The 22,668-nt window shown below is 64.5% G+C and carries 20 protein-coding genes; 9 read left to right on the top strand and 11 right to left on the bottom strand.

All coding sequences use genetic code 11. The annotated features are described in order from the left end of the window. Window positions 1–5: 5 nt before the first annotated feature. From JYK05_RS02735 to JYK05_RS02715, 5 genes are all read right to left on the bottom strand, one after another. Complete coding sequence (locus JYK05_RS02735) at window positions 6–1,175, bottom strand: ABC transporter ATP-binding protein (protein ID WP_206467701.1); 1,170 nt, start codon at window positions 1,173–1,175, stop codon at window positions 6–8. Between the two features lie 24 nt (window positions 1,176–1,199). Further along, window positions 1,200–2,150 carry a branched-chain amino acid ABC transporter permease gene (locus tag JYK05_RS02730; RefSeq protein ID WP_206467700.1) on the bottom strand — a complete coding sequence of 317 codons (951 nt, stop codon included), beginning with the start codon at window positions 2,148–2,150 and terminating at the stop codon, window positions 1,200–1,202. Window positions 2,151–2,371: 221 nt separating this feature from the next. After that, window positions 2,372–3,589 (bottom strand): branched-chain amino acid ABC transporter substrate-binding protein, encoded by a 1,218-nt coding sequence (locus JYK05_RS02725; RefSeq protein WP_206467699.1) that lies wholly within the window; start codon window positions 3,587–3,589, stop codon window positions 2,372–2,374. A 347-nt stretch (window positions 3,590–3,936) separates the two neighbouring features. Beyond that, complete coding sequence (gene ispH, locus JYK05_RS02720; RefSeq protein WP_175939654.1) at window positions 3,937–4,905, bottom strand: 4-hydroxy-3-methylbut-2-enyl diphosphate reductase; 969 nt, start codon at window positions 4,903–4,905, stop codon at window positions 3,937–3,939. 2 nt (window positions 4,906–4,907) lie between these two features. Beyond that, complete coding sequence (locus JYK05_RS02715; RefSeq protein WP_206467698.1) at window positions 4,908–5,363, bottom strand: peptidylprolyl isomerase; 456 nt, start codon at window positions 5,361–5,363, stop codon at window positions 4,908–4,910. 204 nt (window positions 5,364–5,567) lie between these two features. Here JYK05_RS02715 and radC point away from each other — a divergent pair, with 204 nt between their 5' ends. The 4 genes from radC (at window position 5,568) to nadB (ending at window position 8,897) form a co-directional block, all read left to right on the top strand. Beyond that, window positions 5,568–6,431, top strand: coding sequence for a DNA repair protein RadC (gene radC, locus JYK05_RS02710; protein ID WP_206467697.1), 864 nt, complete (start codon window positions 5,568–5,570; stop codon window positions 6,429–6,431). Between the two features lie 239 nt (window positions 6,432–6,670). Continuing rightward, window positions 6,671–6,904 carry a 50S ribosomal protein L28 gene (gene rpmB / locus JYK05_RS02705; protein WP_175939651.1) on the top strand — a complete coding sequence of 78 codons (234 nt, stop codon included), beginning with the start codon at window positions 6,671–6,673 and terminating at the stop codon, window positions 6,902–6,904. Window positions 6,905–6,915: 11 nt separating this feature from the next. Beyond that, window positions 6,916–7,083 (top strand): 50S ribosomal protein L33, encoded by a 168-nt coding sequence (rpmG, locus tag JYK05_RS02700; protein WP_007180630.1) that lies wholly within the window; start codon window positions 6,916–6,918, stop codon window positions 7,081–7,083. A gap of 215 nt (window positions 7,084–7,298) precedes the next feature. Further along, window positions 7,299–8,897 (top strand): L-aspartate oxidase, encoded by a 1,599-nt coding sequence (nadB, locus tag JYK05_RS02695; RefSeq protein ID WP_206467696.1) that lies wholly within the window; start codon window positions 7,299–7,301, stop codon window positions 8,895–8,897. A gap of 3 nt (window positions 8,898–8,900) precedes the next feature. On the opposite strand, the gene nadC is transcribed toward nadB, so the two are convergent. The 6 genes from nadC to purN form a co-directional block, all read right to left on the bottom strand. Then, the gene (nadC, locus tag JYK05_RS02690; protein WP_206468186.1) at window positions 8,901–9,773 is read right to left on the bottom strand and encodes a carboxylating nicotinate-nucleotide diphosphorylase; all 873 of its coding nucleotides are present in this window, start codon (window positions 9,771–9,773) and stop codon (window positions 8,901–8,903) included. Next, a complete protein-coding gene (nadA, locus tag JYK05_RS02685; protein ID WP_206467695.1) occupies window positions 9,773–10,900 on the bottom strand; it encodes a quinolinate synthase NadA in 1,128 nt (375 codons plus the stop codon). Before nadA ends, nadC begins: the two co-directional genes overlap by 1 nt. A gap of 102 nt (window positions 10,901–11,002) precedes the next feature. Further along, a complete protein-coding gene (locus JYK05_RS02680; protein ID WP_206467694.1) occupies window positions 11,003–12,202 on the bottom strand; it encodes an acyl-CoA desaturase in 1,200 nt (399 codons plus the stop codon). Between the two features lie 250 nt (window positions 12,203–12,452). Then, entirely contained in the window at window positions 12,453–13,829 is a 1,377-nt protein-coding gene (locus JYK05_RS02675; RefSeq protein ID WP_206467693.1) for a mechanosensitive ion channel family protein, read from the bottom strand. A gap of 7 nt (window positions 13,830–13,836) precedes the next feature. Continuing rightward, the gene (locus JYK05_RS02670; RefSeq protein ID WP_206467692.1) at window positions 13,837–15,144 is read right to left on the bottom strand and encodes an RsmB/NOP family class I SAM-dependent RNA methyltransferase; all 1,308 of its coding nucleotides are present in this window, start codon (window positions 15,142–15,144) and stop codon (window positions 13,837–13,839) included. Beyond that, on the bottom strand, window positions 15,141–15,791 hold the full coding sequence (purN, locus tag JYK05_RS02665) for a phosphoribosylglycinamide formyltransferase (RefSeq protein WP_206467691.1): 651 nt from the start codon (window positions 15,789–15,791) through the stop codon (window positions 15,141–15,143). Before purN ends, JYK05_RS02670 begins: the two co-directional genes overlap by 4 nt. Before the next feature lie 166 nt (window positions 15,792–15,957). On the opposite strand from purN, the gene JYK05_RS02660 reads away from it, so the two are divergent. The 5 genes from JYK05_RS02660 to JYK05_RS02640 all read left to right on the top strand — a co-directional run bounded on the left by JYK05_RS02660 (window position 15,958) and on the right by JYK05_RS02640 (window position 22,667). Continuing rightward, complete coding sequence (locus tag JYK05_RS02660; protein ID WP_175939644.1) at window positions 15,958–16,953, top strand: bifunctional riboflavin kinase/FAD synthetase; 996 nt, start codon at window positions 15,958–15,960, stop codon at window positions 16,951–16,953. 99 nt (window positions 16,954–17,052) lie between these two features. Further along, window positions 17,053–19,884: an isoleucine--tRNA ligase gene (gene ileS, locus JYK05_RS02655; protein WP_206467690.1), complete on the top strand. Its 2,832-nt coding sequence runs from the start codon at window positions 17,053–17,055 to the stop codon at window positions 19,882–19,884. Further along, window positions 19,884–20,390 (top strand): signal peptidase II, encoded by a 507-nt coding sequence (gene lspA / locus JYK05_RS02650; protein ID WP_175939642.1) that lies wholly within the window; start codon window positions 19,884–19,886, stop codon window positions 20,388–20,390. Before ileS ends, lspA begins: the two co-directional genes overlap by 1 nt. Continuing rightward, on the top strand, window positions 20,390–21,652 hold the full coding sequence (gene coaBC, locus JYK05_RS02645; RefSeq protein WP_206467689.1) for a bifunctional phosphopantothenoylcysteine decarboxylase/phosphopantothenate--cysteine ligase CoaBC: 1,263 nt from the start codon (window positions 20,390–20,392) through the stop codon (window positions 21,650–21,652). Before lspA ends, coaBC begins: the two co-directional genes overlap by 1 nt. Window positions 21,653–21,659: 7 nt before the next feature. Further along, window positions 21,660–22,667, top strand: a complete 1,008-nt coding sequence (locus tag JYK05_RS02640; RefSeq protein ID WP_175939641.1) for an LLM class flavin-dependent oxidoreductase — start codon at window positions 21,660–21,662, stop codon at window positions 22,665–22,667. Window position 22,668: the final 1 nt, after the last annotated feature.

The following is a 22,668-nucleotide window of genomic DNA, read 5'->3' as shown; positions in this document are numbered from 1 at the left end:
CCCGCTTAGGCGCGCACCGGCTTCTTGCCGTTGCGCTTCGCGATCTTCGCGATCTTGTCTTCGTGTTTCGCGGCGGGCCACAGGCCTTCCGAGCGATACAGCATGATCAGCACCATCGCCAGACCGTACAGCAACTGGCGGATGACTTCGGTATCCACGATCTGATGGCCGAAGACGGCGTTTTGCAGCGGGCCCATCGTCGAGCGCAGGAATTCGGGGAACACGGCGAGCAGCACCGCGCCGAGAATCACGCCCGGAATGTGGCCCATGCCGCCGAGCACCACGCACGCCAGCACGACGATCGATTCCCAGAACGTGAACGATTCCGGCGACACGAAGCCCTGGAAGGCGCCAAACATCGCGCCCGACAGGCCGCCGAACGATGCGCCCATCGCGAATGCGAGCAGCTTCACGTTACGCGTGTTGATGCCCATGGCCTTCGCGGCGATTTCGTCTTCGCGGATCGCGGCCCATGCGCGGCCGATACGCGAGTGTTGCAGGCGCGTACAGACCCAGATCACGATGAGCGCGCCGAGCACGAACAGGTAGTAGTACATGTACACCGACGGGAACTTCATGCCGAACAGCTCGTGCGTCTGCGACAGATTGAAGCCCGCCACCGTCACCGGATCGATGCCCGTGATGCCCTTCGGACCGTTCGTGATGTTCACCGGACGGTCGAGGTTGTTCATGAAGATCCGCACGATTTCACCGAAGCCGAGCGTCACGATAGCGAGGTAGTCGCCACGCAGACGCAGCGTCGGTGCGCCGAGCAGCACGCCGAAGGTGGCGGCGAGCGCCATCGCGACCGGCACGATCAGAAGGAACGGCACATGCAGCCCGCCCGGCGCGAGATGCGCGATCCATTCGAACTGCGAGGTAAGCTGCGGCGAAGACAGGAGCGCCGCGACGTACGCGCCGACTGCATAGAACGCGATGTAGCCCAGGTCGAGCAGGCCGGCGAAGCCGACCACGACGTTGAGGCCGAGCGCGAGCATCACGTAGAGCATCGCGAAGTCGAGCACGCGGACCCAGTAGTTGCCGCCGGCTGCGCCGATCACCATCGGCGCGGCGATCACGAACGCGGCGACGATGATGCCGACGACGAGCGTCTTGCCCGTGTTCTTCTCGGGGATGAGCGTCGTGGACGGCTCAATCGGTTGAATCGAAGTCATTTTGTAGAGCTCCTCACACGGTCTTTAAGCGCGGTCCGCGACACGTTCGCCGAGCAGACCCGACGGACGGAACACGAGCACGATGATCAGCACGACGAAGGCGAACACGTCCTGATAGTTGCTGCCGAAGACGCCGCCCGTCAGATTGCCGATGTAACCGGCGCCCAACTGCTCGATGAGGCCGAGAAGCACGCCGCCGACCATCGCGCCGCCCAGGTTGCCGATGCCGCCCAGCACCGCCGCGGTAAACGCCTTCAGGCCGGGAATGAAGCCCATGTAGAAGTGCGCGTTGCCGTATTCGGACGCGATCATCACGCCGGCGAGCGCAGCAAGCGCCGAGCCGATCATGAAGGTCGCCGAGATCACGAAGTTCGGGTTCACGCCCATCAGCGATGCGACGCCGGGGTTTTCCGCGATCGCGCGCATCGCGCGGCCGAGCTTGGTCTTGTGCACGAGCAGCAGGAGGCCGCCCATCACGAGGAACGCCACCACGATGATCACGATTTCCGTCATCGAGATGACCGCGCCGGGACGCGTTTCCGTCGCGGTGATGACGTTGATCGGGTCGGTCGGCAGCAGCTGCGGGAACGCGAGCGGGTTGCGGCCCCAGATCATCATGGCGACCGTTTGCAGCAAGATCGACACGCCGATTGCGGTGATGAGCGGCGCGAGACGCGGCGCCTTGCGCAGCGGCCGGTAGGCGACGCGTTCGATGGTGTAGCCGACGATCGCGCAGACGATCGCCGCGACGATAAGCGCGATCGTCAGCATGATCGGGCCGGGCATCGAGGGAAAGTGGTTCTGCATGACGCCGATGGCTGAAAGCGCCACCATTGCGCCCACCATCAGCACGTCGCCGTGCGCGAAGTTGATGATGCCGAGAATGCCGTACACCATCGTGTAACCCAACGCGATGATGGCGTAGACGCTGCCAAGCACCAGACCGTTGAGGATCTGCTGGATGAAAATATCCATTTAAAGCTCCTTAGCCCCGTGCGACCGGATGACGCTTTTATCACCGGCCGATAAACCGGTGTGAAGCGAAATCTGGAGCGGCACTGCGCGTACTTTTAAAAAAACCGGTAAGGGTTAATCGCCTGTCGTTGCGCCCGCCGCCGGATAGGTGCGGGCGTCCGCCAGACGGATGCGAAACGGCGCTTGTCGGATAGGCGCCGCAAGACTGCAAACGCCTGCTGCTACTGCTTCACGACGTCGAGCACATCCTTCTTTTTGTCCTTGAAGTCGTAAAGCGTGATGGTGCTGGTCTTCAGATCGCCTTTGTCGTCGAAAGCGATATGCCCCGTCAGACCGTTGAAATCCGTCGTGGCCATCGCCGCGAGCACCTTGCTCGCTTCGATGGAATTGGCGCGCTTCATCGCATCGACGATCACGTACACCGCGTCGTACGTGAACGGCGCGTAAATCTGCACTGGCGTGTGAAACCGTGCCTCGTACTTCTGCGCGAAGTCCGCGCCCTTGTCCATCTTCGCGAGCGCGGGTCCCGCTTCCGAACACACGACGTTCTGCACCGCGTCTCCCGCCAGTTCGGGCAGTTGCTCCGTGCAGACGCCGTCGCCCGCCAGAATCTTCGCCTTCACGCCGAGCGCCGCCGCTTCTTTCGCGAACGGGCCGCCCGTTGCGTCCATGCCGCCGTACATCACGGCGTCCGGCTGCATGCGCTTGATCTTCAAAAGGATCGCCCTGAAGTTGCGCGCCTTCTCCGATGTCGTCTCGCGCGCGGCGACCTTCACCCCGCCCGCCTGCGCCGTCTTGGCGAACTCGTCGGCGAGGCCGCGGCCGTAGGCGGTCGCGTCGTCCACGATCACCACTTTCTTCGCGTGCAGCGTCTTGATCGCGTAGCCGGCCAGCACGGGGCCTTGCAGCGCATCGGTTGCGACCACGCGGAAGGTCGTCTTGTAACCCTGCTTCGTGTATTGCGGGTTCGTCGTCGACGGCGAAATCTCCGCGATGCCCGCATCGCTATAAATCTTGGACGCCGGAATCGATACGCCCGAATTCAAATGGCCGATCACCGCGACCACATGGTCATCCACCAGGCGCTGCGCGGCTTCTTCGCCGGTGCGCGGGTCGGCTGCGTCGTCCTGGCTGTCTAGCACGAGGCGAATGGAGCGGCCGTCGATGGTGAGACCCTGCGCGCTGATTTCCTCCAGCGCGAGCCGCGCGCCGTTTTCGTTGTCTTTCCCTAAATGCGCCTGCGTGCCGGACAACGGCGCAACATGGCCGATCTTCACCACCGTCGCTTCGCTCGCCGGTGCCGGCGCAGCCGTCGCCGCCGTCGGGGCGCTTGCCGCCGGTGCTGCTCCGCTCGCTCCGCCTTCGTCCTTCTTGCCGCATGCGGTTGCCATTGCAACCGCAGCCGCGATGGACACGGCGTAAGCAAACTTGAATCGCATCAAATGAGATCTCCTGCGCCTTTCAGAACCGTTGCCAGAGGCCCTTCCGGACTCAGGACGCGCGAATTGTAACGCTAAATATGAGACGAGCAATATTCTTGCGTGGCGGGGTTTTCCAGCATTGCAACCCGCATTTTTCGGCGATTTTCGCGAAAAAGCGCAACCCGGTTGCGATCCGGTTTTGTGCAGCAGTTGCACCATTCCGGGAGCGGGGTTTTATCGAGGCTCGGCCGAACACGTTTGCGGCGCTTTGCGACGATGCACTGAAATGGTTCACGCGCCGCCGGCCGCATGTGCCTGGGCGAAAAAAAAGCGCCCGCAGGCGCTTTTCGAAGGTTTCGTCTAACTTATTGCGGCAACGACAATCCGCGCGGCAGCGGAAAAGAAATGGTCTCTTCGATGCCTTCCAGCGAGCGCACGCTGCGCACGCCGAGTTCGCGAAGCCGCGCGATCACAGCCTGCGCGAGCACTTCCGGCGCCGACGCGCCCGCCGTCACGCCGATGCGCTTCTTGCCTTCGACCCAGTTCGGATCGATCTGCGTCGGCGAATCCACCATATAGGCGGGGATGCCGCTGCGCTCGGCCACTTCGCGCAGCCGGCTCGAATTCGAGCTGTTCGGGCTGCCGACCACGATCACGACATCGCACTGCGGCGCAAGGAACTTCACCGCGTCCTGGCGATTCTGCGTCGCGTAGCAGATGTCCTGCTTCTTCGGCTCCTTGATCGCGGGATACTTGTTCTTGAGCGCGTTGATGATGGCGGAGGCGTCGTCGACCGAGAGCGTCGTCTGCGTCACGTACGCAATGCGGTTCGGGTCGGGCAGATCGAGCTTCAGCACGTCCTCGATATCTTCGACCAGATGCATGCCCTCGCCGGACTGCCCCATCGTGCCTTCGACTTCCGGGTGTCCCTTGTGGCCGATCATCACGATATCGAAGCCTTCCTGACGCATCTTCGCGACTTCCATGTGCACCTTGGTCACGAGCGGGCACGTGGCGTCGAACACGCGCAGCCCGCGCGTTTCCGCTTCGACGCGCACGGCTTTCGAGACGCCGTGCGCGCTGAAAATCAGCGTGCTGCCCTCGGGCACGTCCGACAGTTCCTCGATGAAGATCGCGCCCTTCTTGCGCAAATCGGCGACGACGTACGCGTTATGCACGATCTCGTGGCGCACATAGATCGGCGCGCCGAACAGCTTGATCGCGCGCTCGACGATTTCGATCGCGCGGTCCACGCCCGCGCAGAAGCCGCGCGGCTGCGCGAGCAGGATTTCGACGTCGGTTTCGATATCGGTGAGGCTTTCGATCAGGCTCATGGCTACAGAATTCCGATGATTTTCACTTCGAACGCCAGCGTCTGGCCGGCAAGCGGGTGATTGAAGTCGAAAAGCGCCGACGTCTCGCCCACTTCCTTGAGCACGCCCGCGTAGCGCCCGCCGTTGGGCGCGTTGAATTCGACGAGATCGCCGGGAGAAAAATCCTCGCCGACCATGCTGTTTTCGCGCAGCGTCGCGAGCGACACTCGCTGCAGCAGCTCAGGGTTGCGCGGCCCGAACGCCTGTTCCGGCGTTAGCCGAAAGGTCGAATGGTGGCCGACCTTGAGCCCGAGCAGAATTTCTTCGAGCGGCGGGGCGAGCTGGCCTGCGCCGAGCAGAAGCGTGGCGGGCTTGTCGGTGAAGGTGTTGACGATGTCGGCGCCGTCGGCCAGTGCCAGCCGGTAATGCAGCGTGACATGGGAGCCGGGCTTGACCTCGGAGATATCGATGATGCTCATGAGTATTGGATGTGGCGGTTCAGTCGAAAGCGCGGCGTGGGCCGGGCGAGCGGCGGCTCGTCGGCGCGAAGCTGCGAACCGCGGGGCGCAGGGTCGAAACGGGCGCCAAAACCGCTATTGTAAGACAGAGTGGTCCGGCGACGCGTCAGGCACGTGCGGCGTTGGTGCGGCGGCGCGCGGAACGCGGTCTCTTCGGAGCGGGCGATGACGGGCGTCGTCTCGCTGGATACTGCGCCGGAAGTCGCGCCGGTTTGTGCGCCGGTTTGTGCGTCGGTTTGTGCGTCGGTTGCCGCGACCGATGCGGTGCCGGTTGCAAGCACGAACGTCGCGCCTGTTGCGGAGTCCGTTCCCGCCGCGCCATCGGAGACTTCCGAAACCGTCCGGCTCGCGGCACTAGCCATCTCGAAATGGGAAAAGGCCGACCGGCCGCGTGAACGCCTGCTCAGTTCGGGTGCCGAGAAGCTAGCCGATGCCGAATTGCTCGCGCTTTTCTTGCGCACCGGCGTGCCGGGTCGCACCGCCGTCGATGTCGCCCGCGCGCTGTTGCGGCGTTTCGGCTCGCTGCGCGCCATGCTCGATGCATCCGCCGCCGAGTTGCAAGCCGAACGCGGCATCGGCGAGGCGCGCGCGGCGACGCTCATCGCGGTTTCCGAACTGTGCCGGCGCATGCTGGCGGAGAAAGCGCGAAACCGCATGCTGTTGAATTCCCCCGGCGCCGTCGAAGACTTTCTGCGCCTGAAAATCGGCACGCGTCCGAACGAAGTGTTCATTTGCATCTATCTCGACGCGCGCCACCAGTTGCTGGACATTTGCGAGGAGGCGCGGGGCTCGCTCACGCGCGTGGCCGTGTATCCGCGCGAAATCGTCAAGCGCGCGCTGGCGCTGAACGCGGCCGGACTGATCGTCGCGCATAATCATCCGTCCGGCGGCATCCAGCCGAGCGCGGGCGACCGCAAGCTCACGCGCACGCTCCAGGACGCGCTCTCGCTCATCGACGTAAAGCTGCTGGATCATATGGTCGTCGCGTCGAATGACATTTTTTCGTTCGCGCGCGAGGGTTGGCTGTGACGCTGGCTTTGAGGTCGGTCTGCCGAATAGGAAAAGGAGCAAAACGCCTTGATAACGCACGGCTTTTCCTGCTAGAATCCGCGTTTGCTTTTCTCAACCCACCTGTTCTGAGCTTACGCGGTCCTCATTGGCATAACCGTGCTGCCAAGTTCCCGGTAAAGGCAACCAGGGAAAAAGAGGTCGGCTTGCAGCATCCGCTGCGCCGAGCGTAGGAATCAGACTGTATTAGGAGTGCTCGCATGGCACGCGTATGCCAAGTAACTGGGAAAGGGCCGATGTCCGGCAACAACGTTTCCCACGCCAACAACAAGACCAAGCGTCGTTTCCTGCCGAACCTGCAGAACCGCCGTTTCTTCGTTGAAAGCGAAAATCGCTGGGTCCGTCTGCGCGTTTCGAACGCCGGTCTGCGCCTGATCGACAAGAACGGTATCGACTCCGTGCTCGCAGATCTGCGCGCACGCGGTGAAATCTAAGGAGCACGCACATGGCCAAGGGCGCACGCGACAAGATCAAGTTGGAATCGACCGCAGGCACGGGTCACTTCTATACGACGACCAAGAACAAGCGCAACATGCCGGAAAAGATGCTGATCAAGAAATTTGATCCGGTCGTCCGCAAGCACGTTGAGTACAAGGAAACCAAGATCAAGTAAAGCGGCGTTGTTCCGCTCACGCGGAAGACGTACCGCACTTGAGATTGAGTGCCTGACGAAGACAGCAAAAAGCCCCGCTCATGCGGGGCTTTTTGTTTTGCGGCGCGGTTTTCATGCGGGTTTCACATGGTCGTGCATGGGTTTTCGCGGTTTTCCGGCGCTCGCGCGTTATGCTTGCCGGCTATCGACAACGACAGCGACGGAGACACGGCGGCATGAACTTCGATGTAGCGATCGTGGGGAGCGGACTCGCGGGCCTGAGCGTCGCGCTGAATCTCGCCGAGACGCGGCGCGTGGCGATCATCGCGAAGCGCGCGGCGAGCGAAGGCGCGAGCGACTGGGCGCAAGGCGGCATCGCGGCGGTGCTGGACTCGGCGGACAGCGTCGACGACCACGTGGCCGACACGCTCATCGCGGGCGGCGGCCTGTGCGACGAAGCGGCGACGCGCTACATCGTCGAAAACGGGCGCGCCGCGATTCAATGGCTCATCGACGAAGGCGTGCCCTTCACGCGCGATGTCTCCGCCGAACTCGGCTTCCATCTGACGCGCGAAGGCGGGCATAGCCATCGCCGCATCATCCACGCTGCGGACGCCACCGGCCACGCGGTCGTCACGACGCTCGGCGAGCGCGTGCGCAATCATCCTAATATCACCGTTCTCGAAGACCACTACGCGATCGACCTGATCACGTCCGACCGGCTCGGGCTGCCGGGCCATCGCTGCCACGGTCTGTACGCGCTCGACCTGAAAAGCGGCCGCACCGTCACGATCGAGGCGCCGCACACGGTCCTCGCGACGGGCGGCGCGGGCAAGGTCTATCTCTACACGACCAATCCCGACACCGCGACCGGCGACGGCATCGCGATGGCGTGGCGCGCGGGCTGCCGGGTCGCGAACATGGAGTTCATCCAGTTTCATCCGACCTGCCTCTTTCACCCGTACGCGAAGTCGTTCCTGATCTCGGAAGCCGTGCGCGGCGAAGGCGGCGTGCTGCGCCTGCCGGACGGCACGCGCTTCATGCCCGCGCACGACGAACGCGCCGAGCTCGCGCCGCGCGATATCGTCGCCCGGGCGATCGACTTCGAGATCAAGAAGCGCGGCATCGACTGCGTGTATCTCGATATCAGCCACCAGCCGCGCGCGTTCCTCGAGGAACACTTCCCGACAATCCTCGCCCGCTGCCGCGAGTTCGGCATCGATATCGCGAAAGAGCCGATTCCGGTCGTGCCGGCCGCGCACTATACCTGCGGCGGCGTCGTGACCGATCTCGCCGGGCGCACCGACCGTCCCGGGCTGTATGCGGTCGGGGAAACGTCGTGCACGGGGCTGCACGGGGCGAACCGGCTGGCGAGCAATTCGCTGCTGGAATGCATCGTGGTCGGCCGAGCGGCGGCGGCGGCCATCGAAGCGGACGGTTTCTCCGCCGGATGCCACGCGCCCCTGCCCGACTGGGACGAAAGCCGCGTGTCGGATCCCGACGAAGAAGTCGTCGTCGCGCATAACTGGGACGAGTTGCGGCTTCTGATGTGGAACTACGTCGGCATTGTGCGCACGGACAAGCGGCTCGCGCGCGCCCGGCATCGCATTGCGCTCCTGCGTGACGAAATCCACGAGTACTACGCGAATTTCAAGGTGAGCCGCGACCTGCTGGAACTGCGCAATCTGGTGGATGTGGCGTCACTGATCGTCGAAAGCGCGTGTTCGCGACGCGAAAGCCGCGGCCTGCACTACAGCCGCGACTGGCCCGAAACCTTGCCGAAGGCGCTGCCGACCGTGCTGACGCCGCCGGCGGCGCGGCGGCGCGCGGTCTGACGGCTAGATAAGGCGCATCGAATAATCGGTGGCGCGCACGTCTTTCGTGAGCGCGCCGATCGAAATGCGGTCGACGCCGGTCTTCGCAATCGCCCGCACGGTTTCGAAATTCACGCCGCCCGACACTTCCAGCAATGCGCGGCCCGCCGTCACCCGCACGGCGTCGCGCATGGCGTCGAGCGTGAAGTTGTCGAGCAGAATGGACTCCGCGCGGTGCGCGAGCGCCGTCTCGAGCTGCGCGAGCGTCTCGACTTCGATCTGAACCGGCACGCCCGCGTTCAGCGCGAGGGCCGCGTCCATGGCCGCGCCGACGCCGCCTGCCGCCGCGATGTGGTTTTCCTTGATCAGAATGCCGTCGTAGAGCGCGAGCCGCTGGTTCGCCCCGCCGCCCACGCGCACCGCGTATTTCTGCGCGAGCCGCAGGCCCGGCAGCGTCTTGCGCGTATCGAGAATGCGCGCGCGCGTGCCTTCGATCGCGTCGACGTAACGGCGCGTCGCGCTCGCCACGCCCGAAAGCAATTGCAGGAAGTTGAGGCCATTGCGCTCGGCCGTCAGCAGCGAGCGCGCGGGGCCGTGCAGCAGCGCGACGGGCGTATCGGCGCCCATGCGCTGCCCTTCGCGATACTGCCATTCCACTTCGATGGACGCGTCGACGCGCCGCATCACCTCGTCGAACCACGGCGCGCCGCACAGCACGGCTTCTTCCCGCACGATGATCCGCGCCGTGCGCCGCGCATCCGCCGGAACGAGGCGGCCGGTCACATCGCCGGGGCCAATGTCTTCGGCGAGCGTATCGGCGACATTACGCGCGAGCGCCGCGTCGAATGCTTCGCCGTACTGCGATCGGACTTCGTCGAAAATCGGTGAGTACGGCATCATGCGGCTCCCACGTTCGAGAACAACGCGCTGTCCTTCGCCAGATCGCCGCTCGCCTGCACGCGCTTCTTGTGACGCGCGGCGAAATCGAGCATGCGGTCGATCGGCACGCGCGCGCGTTGCCCAATGGCGGCGTCGACGTGAATCTCGTTATGCCCACGCTCGAGGACGTCGGCGAGATTGGCGAGACCGTTCATCGCCATCCACGGACAATGCGCGCAGCTCTTGCACGTGGCGCTGTTGCCGGCCGTCGGCGCTTCGATGAACGTCTTCCCCGGCGCGGCGAGCCGCATCTTGTGCAGAATGCCAAGATCAGTCGCGACGATGAAGCGGCTCGCGTCGAGGCGCACGGCGGCGTCGATCAGCTGCGTGGTCGAGCCGACGACATCGGCCAGCTTCACAACCGCTTCCGGCGACTCCGGATGCACGAGGATCTTCGCGCCCGGATACTCCGCGCGCAACAGGTCGAGTTCGATGCCCTTGAACTCGTCGTGAACGAGACAGGAGCCCTGCCACAGCAGCATGTCCGCGCCCGTCTTCTTCTGAATGTAGCCGCCGAGGTGACGATCGGGCGCCCACAGAATCTTCTCGCCGCGCGCGTGCAAGTCCGCGATGATCTCCAGCCCGATGGACGACGTGACCATCCAGTCAGCGCGCGCTTTCACGGCGGCGCTCGTGTTCGCGTACACGACGACCGTGCGGTCCGGATGCGCGTCGCAGAACGCGGCAAATTCGTCGGCGGGACAGCCGAGATCGAGCGAGCATGTGGCGTCCAGATCCGGCATCAGCACGCGCGTGTCCGGGCTCAGAATTTTGGCGGTCTCGCCCATGAACCGAACGCCCGCGACAACCAGCGTTCTTGCCGCATGATCCCGGCCAAAGCGCGCCATTTCGAGCGAATCGGCGACGCAGCCGCCTGTTTCGTCCGCGAGTTCCTGTAGCTCCGCATCGACGTAGTAGTGCGCGACCAATACGGCCTGTTCCCGCCGCAACAGCGCGCGAATGCGCTCCTTCAACGCGCGCTTTTCCTCCGGCGACGGCGCCTGCGGCACGCGCGCCCACGCCTCGCCTACTCCACACGTCAGCCCTTGCGGCCGGTCGTACTCGACGCTTTTGATCGCCTGCATGTCCCCTGTCTCCTGCCGAATCCAGCGAAAATCCGTCGCCCAAAAACAAAAACCCCGCCAGAGCGGGGTCTTGTGACGTCTTCGAATTTTAGCGGATATCGCTTACAGGGCGTAGCGGCGCAGACGCAACGCGAAGTCCTGCAACGCCTTGATGCCGCTTTGTTCCGCGCGATGACACCAGTCCTGCAACTGCGCCAGCAGTTGCTCGCGCGATGCGTTCGAGCGGTCCCACATCGCCGCCAGATCCTTGCGCAGTTCGATGTAGGTGCGCAGCTTCTGGTTGTCCGAGAACAGTTCCGGCAGTTGCTGACGCTGCGGTTCGTTCAGGCCGTCTTCGTCCTTGTGGAACCACTTGCGCGCGCCGCGCATCAGCTGATACTTCTCGCGCGCGCCGGCTTCCTTCAGCTTGACGAGTTCCTGCTTGTACGCACGCTTGAGCGCCTTGCCGTAACGCGCCATGACTTCGTAACGGTTCGCGAGCACGGCTTGCAGGGTATCGTGATCCGGCACCGACTTCGATTCCGACAGGCGCGGCGTGGGCGCGAGCTTCTTCACCTTCGCGAGCCCAACTGCCGACAGAATGCGGATGTACAGCCAGCCGATATCGAACTCGTACCACTTGCTCGAGAGCTTCGCCGACGTCGCGTACGTGTGGTGATTGTTGTGCAACTCTTCGCCGCCGATCAGGATGCCGAGCGGGAAGATGTTCGTGCTCGCATCGCTCGAATTGAAGTTGCGATAACCCCAGAAGTGCGCGAGACCGTTGACGACGCCCGCCGCCCAGAACGGAATCCAGATCATCTGCACGGCCCACACCGACAGCCCGACGATGCCGAACAGCGCCACGTCGATGACCATCATGATGCTGATGCCGAGGATCGGATAACGCGTGTACACGTTGCGCTCCATCCAGTCGTTCGGCGTGCCGTGGCTGAAGCGGCGCAGCGTTTCTTCGTTCTTCGCTTCCGCGCGATACAGTTCCGCGCCTTCCAGCAGCACCTTCCAGATGCCGCGCGTCTGCGGGCTGTGCGGATCTTCTTCGGTCTCGCACTTCGCATGGTGCTTGCGGTGGATGGCCGCCCACTGGCCGGTCAGCATGCCGGTGGTCATCCACAGCCACAGGCGGAAGAAGTGGCTTGCGATGGGGTGCAGGTCCAGCGCGCGATGCGCCTGGCAGCGGTGCAAATAAATGGTGACGCCCGCGATGGTGACGTGCGTCATCGCCAGCGTGAACAACAGAATCTGCCACCAGGAGAAGTCCAGCAATCCGTTGGCGAGAAATTCGAGGGAGGAATTCAGCAAGGCAATTTACCTATGTAGCTGTGAAATTCGGAAAAAATGGCCGACGAAGAATGTCAAGAATCGACTTATCGCCGCATGTCGGGCGCGTGAAAGGTCAGCGCCGAAGTTCGATCGCATTCTACTGCATGCGTTCCAAGTCGTTGTCGTAAAGGTGAATTTTTTTGAATCTCGGCCCTACGAGAAAAATCTCACGCGGCCAAAACTTGCGTCACCCTTGCAAAAACGGAAGGAATGGCGCACTGCCGTTGCTTCAGGCGGCGCTTCCAGCCGTTGACGAGGGTGCATCGCCAGGAAAACCGGCATTTCCTACCGATTCGCTTGCCGCACCGCCGACGATTCGCACTTCGCGCTGCGCGTACGGAATCTCGATGCTATGCTCGCAGAATAAACGCCACACGCTGCGATTGACTTGCGACTTAACGCCGCCCGTGCCCTTCGCCGCGTCCTCGATCCAGAAGCTCAGTTCCAGATTGATGCCGTCCGCGCCAAAACTCGCGAGCAGCGCCGCGGGCGCCGGATCCTGCAACACACGCTCGACGCCGTACGTTGCTTCGACGAGAAGTCGCATCGCGCGTTCCACGTCCGAGCGATAACTCACCTGCACCGCGATTTTCGCGTTGCCGCGCGTCAGATACGACGAGTGATTCTGTACGACATCGGTAATCAGCTTTTCGTTCGGAATCAACGTTTCGATGCCGTCCAGCCCGCGCACGACGGTGTATCGCGTCCGAATCTGCGTGACGGTGCCCTGAAAGCCGCTGACGTTGATCATGTCGCCGAGCCGCAGCGACCGGTCGAGCAGAATGATGAAGCCCGACACGTAATTGCTGGCGATCTTTTGCAAGCCGAAGCCGAGCCCGACGCCGAGCGCGCCGCCGAACACGCCGAGCACCGTGATGTCGATGCCGACGATAGACAGGCTCACGAGAATCGCCGCGAGAATCAGTAGTGCCCGCGCGACGCGCCCGAGCACCACTTTGAGATTCGCGTCGAGCGAGCGCGAACGCATGAGGCGGTCGTCGAGCAGCGCGCCGGCCCACATCGCGACGATCAGCGTCACGCACACCCAGAGCACGCCCGAGGCGAGCGAGAGCAGCGTCATGTGTGCGTTGGCGAAGTTGAAGCGCACGCTCGCCATCCAGCGCACGACGTCGTCCTGAATGCCCATCACCGTGAGCAGCATCGCGACCCAGACGAGCACCGTCACGACTTTCTCGAACAGAAACAGCAGCGCGCCGGCCTCGTGGTCCGCGCCGCCCGTGGCGCTCTTGCTGAACACGCGGCGCACCGCGTAGAACATCGTGTAAATCACGGTGATGCCGCACAGCGGCACCAGCGCGAGTTGCCGCAGCGCCGTGTGCATGATGGGCGCGAGCGCCAGTCGCGCGACGGAGACGAAGACGGTCCCGAGCAGCGGAAACAGCGCCTTGTTGAGACTCTCCGCGCCGAAGCGGACGGCTTCGAAGCGCGACTGCCGCCGCGCGTCGAGCTGTTTGCGCAAGAAACCCGCGCACCACCACGCGATGGCGACGAGCGCGATCAGCGCGCCGACTTGCCACAGCACTTCCGGCTCGCCGAAGTCCCGGACGAGCCGTTCCGACAGGTGGCTCAGGAAGCGGTTCTGCATCGCGCGCTTAAGCGCTTACTTCCCCGGCGCCTTCTTCTGCCGCTTGCGCCTTCGCACCGGGCACGCGCTCCAGCACGGCCGCGAAGAAGCCGTCCGTGCCGTGCTTGTGCGGCCACAGCGACAGATACTCGCCCGTGTCGAGTTCGATGCGCTGCTCGGCCAGCACGTCGCGCGCGGGCACCACGCGGAAGTTCGGATGCGTTTCCAGGAACTGCGCGACGACGCCTTCGTTCTCCGCTTCGAGCATGCTGCACGTCGCGTAGACGAGACGGCCGCCCGCCTTCACGAGCCGCGCGGCGCTCGTGAGAATCGAAAGCTGCTTCGGCGTCAGTTCCGCGACGGTCGCGGGCGACTGCCGCCACTTGAGGTCGGGATTGCGGCGCAGCGTGCCCAAGCCGGAGCACGGCGCATCGACGAGCACGCGGTCGATCTTGCCCGCGAGGCGCTTGATCTTCGCGTCGTGTTCGCTGTCGATCAGCACCGGATTCACGTTCGACAGCCCGCTGCGTGCAAGACGCGGCTTCAGCTTCGCGAGCCGCCGGTCGGACACGTCGAAGGCATACAAACGGCCGGTGGAGCGCATCATCGCGCCGAGCGCGAGCGTCTTGCCGCCCGCGCCCGCGCAGAAATCGACGATCATCTCGCCGCGTCGCGGGGCCACCAGCGAGCACAGCAACTGGCTGCCCTCGTCCTGCACTTCGATCCAGCCTTCCTGAAACGGCTGCAGGCGCGTGAGCGCGGGCTTGCCTTCCACGCGGATGCCGAACGGCGCGAACGGCATGTCGAACGCGTCGATGCCCGCGTCGATGAGCGCCTTGCGCACGACGTCGCGGCTCGCCTTGATCGGATTCGCGCGCAGGTCGAGCGGCGCGGGATAGTTCAGCGCGGCGGCAAGCTGCGCGAGCTCGTCCGGCTCGAAGCGCTTGGCCATCGCGTCGTAGATCCACTGCGGCAGGTTCGTGCGCACGCGCACCGGCAGGCTCGCCGGATCGATCTTCGACACTTGCGCGAGCCACTGATGCTCGTCCGCCGAGACGAACGGCTTGAGCGCGGTGAGGCCCGCGGTCTGCATCAGCCCGAGCAGCGCGAGACGCCGCGCCTGATTGCCGGTGCCGCTTTCCGCGAGATGCGAGAACTCCATCTTCCGCCGCAGTACGGCGAAGACCGCCTCGGCAATCACGCCGCGCTCGCCGTGACCGAGCTTCGGGTGCGCGCGGAAGAAACGGCTCGTCGCCGCATCGGCGGGACCGGAAAAGCGGAGCACGTCCGCGAGCAACGTTTCGGTTTGACCAATCAGAAATCCATGCAGCCTCATGCGCCCTCCCCGGCAATGTCGGCAAAGAGCCACTGCGGCTCAGACGGCGTGAGGGCGACTCGTTCGCCCTCGATAGAAAGACGCCCTTCCACGAACCAGCGCACCGCGCGCGGGTAAATGATGTGTTCGACAGCGAGCACGCGCGCGGCGAGCGCAGCGGCGTCGTCGCCCGCGATGACCGGCACCGCGCCCTGCGCGACGATCGGCCCGTGATCCAGCTTCGCCGTCACGAAATGCACGCTCGCGCCGTGCACGCGCACGCCGGCATCGAGCGCCTGCTGGTGCGTGCGCAGACCGGCAAAGCACGGCAGGAGCGACGGATGCACGTTCAGCATGCGCCCGGCGTAGCGCTCGACGAACGCATCGGTTAGCACGCGCATGAAGCCGGCCAGCACGACGCAATCCGGTTCGAAGCGATCGATTTCACGCGCGAGCGCGGCGTCGAACGCTTCGCGGCCGTCGAATTCGCGATGATCGACGACCACAGTCTCGATGCCGTTCGCGGCCGCGAAGCCGAGCCCGGCGGCATCGGGCCGGTTCGAAATGACCGCACAGACGCGCGCCGGCCAGCCCTCGCGCGCGCAAGCACGCACGACGGCCTCCATGTTGCTCCCGCGTCCGGAGATCAGAATGACGATTTTTTTCATCCGCGGATTTTATCATTCCGAGGACGGCGAAAATCGTGCCAGTAAGACGACGGCGGCGCGCCGGGCGCTCCGGCGCCGCTGCCCGGCACGCGCGCCCGTGCATCCGTGCGAGCGTTTATAATCGAACGCTTTGCAGCATCAGCCCTCCCACCGACCAACGCCTATCGTGAGAGTCTTTCGCGGCCTCCCCAATGCCGAAAGCCGGGCGCCCTGCGCACTGACCATCGGCAACTTCGACGGTGTCCATCGCGGGCACCAGGCGCTGCTCGCGCGCGTGCGGGCCGCTGCGGACGCGCGCGGGCTGCCGGTCTGCGTGATGACCTTCGAGCCGCATCCGCGCGAGTTCTTCAATCCGGCCGGCGCGCCGCCGCGCATCGCCATGCTGCGCGACAAGCTGGAAGCGCTGCGCACGAACGGCGTCGACCGCGTGGTGGTCGAGCATTTCAATCACACGTTCGCGAGCCAGCCGCCGGACACGTTCGTGAAGAACGTCATCGTCGACGGCCTGCACGCGCGCTGGGTCATGGTCGGCGACGACTTCTGCTACGGCGCGAAACGCGCGGGCAATTTCGATTCCCTCAAGGCCGCAGGCGACAAGTACGGCTTCGAAGTCGAGCAGATGGCCACCGTCGCGCATCCGAACGGCGCGCGCATTTCGTCCTCGTCGGTGCGGGCGTCGCTCGTCGCGGGCGATCTCGACGCCGCGAACGTCGCGCTCGGGCGTCCGTACATCATCAGCGGCCACGTCGTGCATGGCGCGAAGCTCGGCCGCGATCTCGGCTTTCCCACGCTCAACCTTCCGATTGCCCACAAGCGCCCGGCGCTCGCGGGCATTTTCGTCGTGCGCGTGCACGGCCTGGCGGACGAACCGCTGCCCGCCGTCGCGAGCCTCGGCCTGCGTCCGACCGTGGACGATTCCGGCCGCGTGCTGCTCGAAGTCTTCGTGCTCGACTGGCACGGCGACGCGTACGGCAAGCTCGTGCGCGTGGAGTTTCTGAAGAAGCTGCGCGACGAGGAGAAGTACGTCGACCTCGAAACGCTGTCCGCCGCCATCGCGAGGGACGTCGACAACGCGCGCGCCTACTTCGGCCTGCCGCCCGCCAGCAACGCCGGCAGCCGCGCGACGGGCTTCGCCATTTCGGCCACCGACCGAATTAGGTGAGCGCGCCGTGCCGCATGATCCATGCGCGCATCGCCCGCTGCCCCGCCTCCGAATCATCGCGCGCCAACGCGCCGTCTCACCGAATTCACTGAGTCACCCATGAGCGACAAGAAAGAGAAAGCCTCCTCGAAGTACCCGGTCAACCTGCTCGACACGCCGTTCCCGATGCGCGGCGATCTGCCCAAGCGCGAACCCGCGTGGGTCAAGGAATGGCAGGAGAACAAGGTCTACGAGAAAATCCGCGCGGCGAGCCGCGGCCGCAAGAAGTTCATCCTGCACGACGGCCCGCCGTATGCGAACGGCGACATCCACTTGGGCCACGCGGTCAACAAGATCCTGAAGGACATGATCGTGAAGGCGCGCAATCTCGCGGGCTTCGACGCCGTGTACGTGCCGGGCTGGGACTGCCACGGCATGCCGATCGAAATCCAGATCGAGAAGCAGTTCGGCAAGTCGCTGCCCGCCGCCGAAGTCATGCAGAAGGCGCGCGCCTACGCGAGCGAGCAGATCGAGAAGCAGAAGGTCGGCTTCCGGCGTCTGGGCGTGCTCGGCGACTGGGACAATCCGTACAAGACGATGAACTTCGTCAACGAAGCGGGCGAAATCCGCGCGCTGGCGAAGATCATGGAAAAGGGCTTCGTGTTCCGTGGCCTGAAGCCCGTGAACTGGTGCTTCGACTGCGGCTCGGCGCTGGCCGAAGCGGAAGTCGAGTACAAGGACAAGACCGATCCGACGATCGACGTGCTGTTCCCGTTCGCGGAACCGGAAAAGACCGCGCAGGCGTTCGGCCTGCCCGCGCTGCCGAAGACGGAAGGCGGCATCGTGATCTGGACGACGACGCCGTGGACCATCCCCGCGAACCAGGCGCTCAACGTCCATCCGGAGATCGTGTACGCGCTCGTCGATACCCCGCGCGGCTTGCTGATTCTCGCGGCCGAGCGCGTCGAAGCGTGTTTGCAGAACTACGGTTTGCCCGGTGAAGTGATCGCCACGACGACCGGCGCGAAGCTCGCCAACGTGCGCTTCCATCATCCGCTCGCGGCGGCGCATCCGGGCTACAAGCGCACGTCGCCCGTCTATCTCGGCGAGTACGTCACGACTGAAAGCGGCACGGGCGTCGTGCATTCGTCGCCGGCCTATGGCGTGGAAGACTTCGTATCGTGCAAGGCGCACGGCATGGCGGATTCGGACATCATCAACCCCGTGATGGGCGATGGCCGCTACATCGAATCGCTGCCGCTGTTCGGCGGCTTGTCGATCTGGAAGGCGAATCCCGAAATCGTGGAAGCGCTCAACAACGCCGGGTCGCTGCTCAAGACCGAGAAGTACACGCACAGCTACATGCACTGCTGGCGTCACAAGACGCCGATCATTTATCGCGCGACGTCGCAATGGTTCGCGGGCATGGACGTCACGCCGAAAGACGGCGGCAAGACGCTGCGCGAAACCGCGCTCGAAGGCGTCGAGAACACGGCGTTCTATCCGTCGTGGGGCAAGCAGCGCCTTTTCAGCATGATCGCGAACCGTCCGGACTGGACGCTCTCGCGTCAGCGTCAATGGGGCGTGCCGATGGCGTTCTTCGTGCACAAGGAAACGGGCGAACTGCATCCGCGCACCATCGAATTGCTGGAGGAAGTGGCGAAGCGCGTGGAGCAAGGCGGCATCGAGACGTGGCAAACGCTCGACGCGCGCGAGTTGATCGGCGACGACGCCAACATGTACGAAAAGAACCGCGACACGCTCGACGTCTGGTTCGACTCCGGCACGACGCACTGGCACGTGCTGCGCGGCTCGCACAAGGACGAGCTGCAATTCCCGGCTGATCTGTATCTGGAAGGCTCGGACCAGCATCGCGGCTGGTTCCATTCGTCGCTGCTCACGGCTTCGATGCTCGACGGCCGTCCGCCCTACGACGCGCTGCTCACGCACGGCTTCACCGTCGATGGCGAAGGCCGCAAGATGTCGAAGTCGCTCGGCAACGGCGTCGATCCGCACGAAGTGGCGAACCGCCTCGGCGCGGAAATCATCCGCTTGTGGATCGCGTCGACGGACTATTCCGGCGAGCTCGCCATCTCCGAGGAAATTCTCAAGCGCGTGACGGAGACGTATCGCCGCATCCGCAACACGCTGCGCTTCCTGCTCGCGAATCTCTCGGACTTCGACTTTGAGAAGAACGCGGTGCCGGTCGCGGATTGGCTCGAAATCGACCGTTACGCCGTGGCGCTCACGCGCAATTTGCAGGACGACGCGCTCTCGCACTACGAGAAGTACGAGTTCCATCCGGTCGTCGCGAAGATCGCGACGTTCTGCTCGGAGGACCTGGGCGGCTTCTATCTCGACGTGCTGAAGGACCGTCTCTACACGACGAAGCCCGATTCGCGCGAGCGCCGCAGCGCGCAGACCGCGCTCTTCTACATCGCGCATGGCTTGCTGCGACTCGTCGCGCCGTATCTCTCGTTCACGGCGGAAGAAGCGTACAAGGTGCTGAAGCCCGGCCAGGACACGATCTTCGCCGAGGTCTACGCGACGTACCCGGACATTCCGAACGGCGGTGAGTTGCTGGACAAGTGGTCGCTGATCCGCTCGGCGCGCGGCGACGTGACGAAGGCGCTGGAAGAAGCGCGCACGGCGAACCTGATCGGCTCGTCGTTGCAGGCGGAAGTCGTGGTCCGCGCGAGCGGCGCGCGTTATGACGCGCTAGCGAGCCTCGGCGATGCGCTGCACTTCGTGCTCATCACGTCGCAGGCGTCGGTCGAGCGTGTGGCGAGCGAAGCCGAAGAAGGCGTCGATGTGGCCGCGTCCCGCTACCTGAAGTGCGAACGCTGCTGGCACTACTGCGCCGACGTCGGCTCGCACCCTGAGCATCCGGGTCTCTGCGGCCGCTGCTTCTCCAACCTCTTCGGCGCTGGCGAAACGCGAGGCGCAGCATAATGGCAAGGACTATGGCGAAACAAAGTACTTCGAGCGGTTCGCTCGCGCCGTGGATCGGCGTTGCGCTCATCGTGATTCTGTTCGACCAGTTGACGAAGATCGCAGTGCAGAAGGTGTTCGCGTACGGCGAGCCGCACGCGCTGGCGCCCTTCTTCAATCTGCTGCTCGTCTATAACCGCGGCGCCGCGTTCAGCTTTCTCGCGGCGGCGGGCGGCTGGCAGCGCTGGGCGTTCACCGCGCTGGGCGTCGTGGCGGCGGCCGTGATCTGCTATCTGCTCAAGAAGCATTCGGCGCAGCGGCTCTTCTGCACGGCGCTCGCGCTCATCATGGGCGGCGCGATCGGCAACGTGATCGACCGGCTGGCTTACGGTCATGTGATCGACTTTCTCGACTTCCACGTGAAGACGTGGCACTGGCCGGCGTTCAATCTCGCTGACAGCGCGATCACGGTCGGCGCGGTGCTGCTGATTTTCGACGAACTGCGGCGCGTACGCGGCTCGAAGTGATGTGCTCAGGCGCGGCTCCCTTTGCGGAGCCGCGTTTTTTTTGCGACGGAGGCAAGTTGGAACTCGCAGGCAAACATCTCGTGCTGGGACTGACCGGCGGCATTGCGTGCTACAAGATCGCGGAGCTCACGCGGCTACTCGTGAAGGCAGGCGCGACCGTGCAGATCGTGATGACGGAAGCGGCCACGGAATTCATCACGCCCGTCACCATGCAGGCACTGTCCGGCCGTCCCGTGTATGTGTCGCAATGGGATGCGCGCATGCCGAACAACATGGCGCATATCGATTTGTCGCGCGAGGCGCATGCCATCGTCATCGCGCCCGCCTCGACCGATTTCATCGCGAAGCTCGCGCACGGCATGTGCGACGACCTGCTCTCCACGCTCTGCGTCGCGCGTGATTGTCCGCTGCTCGTCGTGCCCGCAATGAATCGCCAGATGTGGCAGAACCCGGCGACTCAGCGCAACGTCGCGCAGATCCGCGCGGACGGCGTGGAAGTGCTCGGGCCGGATTCGGGCTCGCAGGCGTGCGGCGAAGTCGGCGACGGTCGCATGATCGAGCCGGAAGCCGCGTTCGAAGCGATCTGCGCGTCATTTCAGCCGAAGATTCTGCGCGGCCGCCGCGTGCTGATTACCGCCGGCCCGACGTTCGAGCCGCTCGATCCGGTGCGCGGCCTCACGAATCGCTCGTCGGGCAAGATGGGCTTCGCGCTCGCGCGCGCGGCGGCGCAGGCGGGCGCGGACGTGCATCTCGTCGCCGGGCCGGTTGCGCTGCCCACGCCGTGGGGCGTCTATCGCGAAGACGTGCAGACCGCGCAGCAGATGCACGATGCCGTCATGCAGGCCGCGTCCGATGCCGAGATTTTCATCGCGGTGGCGGCGGTGGCGGACTGGCGCGTCGATCACGCGAGCGAGCACAAGATCAAGAAGTCGGGCGATGCGTTGCCGGCGTTCAACTTCGTCGAGAATCCGGACATTCTCGCTTCGGTCGCAAACCTGCCGAATCCGCCGTATTGCGTCGGCTTCGCGGCCGAAAGCGGCGACCTCGACTTGCACGGCGAGGAAAAACGCAAGCGCAAGAACGTGCCGCTCTTGATCGGCAATCTCGGGCCGCTCACCTTCGGCCGCGACGACAACGAAGTCGTGCTCTTCGAGGCATCGGGCAGAACGCCGTTGCCGCGCGCCGATAAACAGTCGCTCGCGCGCACGCTGATCGCGGAAATCGCCAAGCGCGCGCCGAGCGGCGGCTCGCTTCTCTCGTAGGCTCGACATGACGAAGTTATCCGTTCTCGACCAGACGCCGGTCATCCACGGCCACACGACGGCGGACGCCATCGCCGCGACGCTGGACCTCGCGCAACTCGCCGACGATCTCGGCTACACGCGCTACTGGTGCGCGGAGCATCACGGCCTGTACGGCGTGTCGAACCCGTGCCCGGAAGTGATGCTCGCGCGTATCGGCAGTCTGACGAAGCGCATTCGCATCGGCTCGGGCGGCGTCATGCTGCCGTACTACAGCCCGTTCAAGGTCGCCGAGCAGTTCCTGATGCTGGAGGCGTTGTTCCCGAATCGCGTCGATCTGGGCGTCGGCCGCGCGCCGGGCGGCGACATGCGGACCGCGCAGGCAGTGGCTGCCGGGTCGTACAATCGCGGCGATATCTTTCCGCAGCAAGTGGCCGAACTGATCGCGCTCTTCGACGGCAAGATTCCCGACGATTCGCTCGCCAGAGGCGTGCTGCTGCAACCGCAGATCGACACGCGCCCCGAACTGTGGATGCTCGGATCGAGCGATTTCGGCGGTCTGCTCGCCGCGCAACTCGGCATCCGTTTCGCGTTCGCGCATTTCATCAACGCGCACATGGGGCATCACGTGGCGGAGGCGTATCGCGAGCGGTTCGTCGCGGGTCACGAAGAGAAGCCGTATCTCGCGGCGGCGGTGTTCGCCATCTGCGCCGATACCGAAGACGAAGCCGTGGCACTGGAGAAGGCCGTCGATCTGCGTCGCGTGCAGATGGCGTATGGCCTGAACCAGCCGATTCCGTCGATCGCGCAGGGCGTCGCGCAGCAATACGGCGAGCGCGAGCGGGCGGTGATCGCGCATGAGAAGGCGCGCAGCATCATCGGCACGCCGGAGCGCGTCACCGAAAAGCTTCACGCGCTGCAAGAACAATTCGACGCCGACGAACTGATCGTTCTGACGGTCGCCGGCAGCTACGCCGCACGCACGCGGTCCTATCAACTCCTCGCCGACGCGTTCGCGCTCGGCCGTTCAGCCTGAC

It is taken from the genome of Caballeronia sp. M1242, from assembly GCF_017220215.1.
Classification (GTDB): domain Bacteria; phylum Pseudomonadota; class Gammaproteobacteria; order Burkholderiales; family Burkholderiaceae; genus Caballeronia.
The sequence above is the reverse complement of the archived record's forward strand: the minus strand, read 5'-3'. Positions and strand labels throughout refer to the sequence as shown.